Below are 2,629 nucleotides of genomic sequence, written 5' to 3' on the forward strand. Positions count from 1 at the left end.
TCTTGCGCTTGCGCGGTTCACCCGTCTTTAGTCTGGCTTTATATGGCATTATTCAATGCTGGCTTCATGATGTTGCGCTTTTACACAACCCGCAGCATCTTTGCAATACCCCCATCCGGACAAAGCCATCATGAACACAATCCCGACCCGCAGATGCGGCCACCATCGATCCCTGCGGAAAAGCGCAAGGGACTGCTGGAGACGATGATCGCCGGGCCGACCCACATCTACCGTTACTTCGAGCCCCACCGGCGCGCGCTGGCGAGCATCCCGGGAAGCGTTGCCATGCGTCGTGAAGAGCCGAAGATCGGGCGCAACGAGCCGTGCCCGTGCGGTAGTGGCCGCAAGTGCAAGCATTGCTGCATGGCCAGCTCGCCGACGTTTCACTGATCATGCAGCACTGCTACGGAGACACGCAATGCCCCAGATCCCGGATGATGCCGAACTTCCCCTGAGCGCCAATGGCCCCGCTTACACGTCGCGACAGGATCGTGACGGCATACCGCTTTCGTATGTCGGTGAAAAACTCGGGCTCGCCATTGCGGATCTGCATCGCCACGCCCGGCGCTGTCAGGACGAACGTGATGATTTGCGCTGCGCCATGTACCACCTTCTCGTGGCATACCTGGGACTACACAACATGCTTGGCAAGGCGAACGACCGGACCCTGGTTGACCGGTTGCTTGACGGCAGCAGCGAGAAGCTGGACACGTGGCTGTGCCAGGTCGCGCGGGAGGGCGATGTTCATGGGCTCGCCGAACTGGGCAACTGACGCATACGGATCGCGAATTCCATGAAGCCAACCTTTCGCGGCGAGCGGGTGCCAGCCGCCATGCAAGACCGGTATGACGAGATCATTACGCTTACCGACGCCTTTTGTGCGCAACACCTGACCGATGAATACCGCGACCTCTGCCGACGTCTCGTTGCCACCCTGTGCCGCAAGCGGCCATCGCCACTGGTGACCGGTCCTGCGCGCTCCTGGGCCTGCGGCGTGGCCTACGCGATCGGGAGGGTCAACTTCCTCTTCGACAAGTCCCAAAAGCCCCCCATGCGCGCCGATGCACTGTGCCAGCACTTCGGGCTAAGCGCCCAGACCGGTTCGGCCCGCTCAGGATCAATTCTGAACCTTCTGAAGATCGGTCAGCTCGATCCTCGCTGGTCACTTCCCAGTCAGCTCGACAGAAATCCACTCGTCTGGTTTATCGAAATCAATGGCATGATCGTCGACGCGCGCCGCATCCCAAGCAATTTGCAGGAAGAAGCCTTTCGCCTGGGCGTCATCCCATTCGTCCCAGACGAAGATCGCTAGTTCGCGGGAATTCCCGGGCCCGGTTTGTACGCCGCCTGTGGCGTAGCAATTTTCCCTTGCCCTTCATCGGGTTCGCCGCCTCCTATCCTGGCAGGCACGTCCGCCCGCTAAGTCGGACTAAACGTGCTTTATTTTCGGTTTCCTGAAGCGTCCCCCTCGTCACTGAATATCGGATTCAGGCGGCGGCAACTGAACGTTCCCTGCCTCTTCAACGGACTTTACGCCCTTCATGCCTTTGAGCTGCTGCACGTCGGCTAAGGAGGCGGCTCCCGAAATGATTCCGAGCCCTTCCATCATGTTGTTGATCTTTAGGCCTTTGCCCTCCAACTCCGATGCTAGTTGCCTGAAGCGTTGCAGATGATCCTCTGCAACGGTTACGACGACTTCTACACCCGGTTGATCGGCGGGGCCGCTCATGGTCGCTCCTTGGGGCGAGGGCCACCGGCGGACGCGCTCTGCTCACGCAGACATCACCGATGGCGCATTGGACAGTGTGCAAGGCAAGTCAGCTGCCCCGCGATTCATCGTAAACGGTCAATAAAAGACGTCCTTCGGTCGAAATGCAGAAGGTCAGAAGCTAGGTGTCCCACGTGGACACCTGCGCACTGACAATGATGACAGAGAACAAGGACCTCAAGAGACCGCTGGTGATTGGCGAGAAACGCGACGACCGACACACGAAGCCGCTCGCGACGAACTGTTCAAGTTGTGACGGAGATCCAGCGTGTCGATCAGGTGAATCGGTTGTGATCATCCACGTCACTGTGGACTTACAACTGCCCGCGCCGTTCGCAGATCGCATTGATCCGCATGATCGCGAACCGCTCCTTGGCACCAGGCATATTTTGCAGTATGCACTCGTAGTACGCCTTCTCGCGCGGCAGCAACATTTCGCTGTTCCGATACAGTGCGTAGCATGAGCGCTGGATATAGTTTGATGCACCCTGACTGCGGGCGTCGCGCAAACCGACGAGCATGCAGTCGTCATAGGATGACGGCCCATCAGCGAACGCTGGATGCATAATTCGTAGGCCCAGCAGGCCAAATACCGTCCGCAGGGTACATGTCCGTGTGACACTCTTGAGCATGGGCTTCTTCTCTACTGTGTGAGTTTGCTCGGCGTGGACACCGGCCCCGCCCTGGTGGCAGTTTATTAAATGGCGCTGATCCGGATTTACGTCATGCTCCACGGCTTTGTCCGGATGGGTACGAGTTCCCGTGCCATGGACGCGACTATGCATTTTTGACGCAAACCGGTTTGCCGAAGGCGTTCCACCGGTTCAGCAGGTTGGCGATGATTACGCCTTCGCCTTCCTG

At 58.7% G+C, this 2,629-nt stretch carries 5 protein-coding genes; 3 read left to right on the top strand and 2 right to left on the bottom strand.

Annotated features, from left to right (window positions below; translation table 11 throughout):
• The 3 genes from AB3X96_RS42190 to AB3X96_RS42200 all read left to right on the top strand — a co-directional run.
• The coding region (locus AB3X96_RS42190) for an SEC-C metal-binding domain-containing protein (RefSeq protein ID WP_368594369.1) at positions 1 to 390 on the top strand (390 nt) is incomplete at its 5' end.
• Positions 391 to 418: 28 nt separating this feature from the next.
• On the top strand, positions 419 to 772 hold the full coding sequence (locus AB3X96_RS42195; protein ID WP_368594370.1) for a hypothetical protein: 354 nt from the start codon (positions 419 to 421) through the stop codon (positions 770 to 772).
• A 21-nt stretch (positions 773 to 793) separates the two neighbouring features.
• Positions 794 to 1,312 carry a DUF6398 domain-containing protein gene (locus tag AB3X96_RS42200; RefSeq protein WP_368594371.1) on the top strand — a complete coding sequence of 173 codons (519 nt, stop codon included), beginning with the start codon at positions 794 to 796 and terminating at the stop codon, positions 1,310 to 1,312.
• A 159-nt stretch (positions 1,313 to 1,471) separates the two neighbouring features.
• Here AB3X96_RS42200 and AB3X96_RS42205 read toward each other — a convergent pair whose 3' ends face one another.
• Both AB3X96_RS42205 and AB3X96_RS42210 read right to left on the bottom strand, forming a co-directional pair.
• Positions 1,472 to 1,729, bottom strand: coding sequence for a hypothetical protein (locus AB3X96_RS42205; protein ID WP_176112095.1), 258 nt, complete (start codon positions 1,727 to 1,729; stop codon positions 1,472 to 1,474).
• A gap of 353 nt (positions 1,730 to 2,082) precedes the next feature.
• Complete coding sequence (locus AB3X96_RS42210; protein ID WP_368594372.1) at positions 2,083 to 2,502, bottom strand: VF_A0006 family four-cysteine protein; 420 nt, start codon at positions 2,500 to 2,502, stop codon at positions 2,083 to 2,085.
• Positions 2,503 to 2,629 lie beyond the last annotated feature (127 nt).

Source organism: Paraburkholderia sp. BR13439 (assembly GCF_040948805.1).
GTDB lineage: Bacteria > Pseudomonadota > Gammaproteobacteria > Burkholderiales > Burkholderiaceae > Paraburkholderia > Paraburkholderia youngii.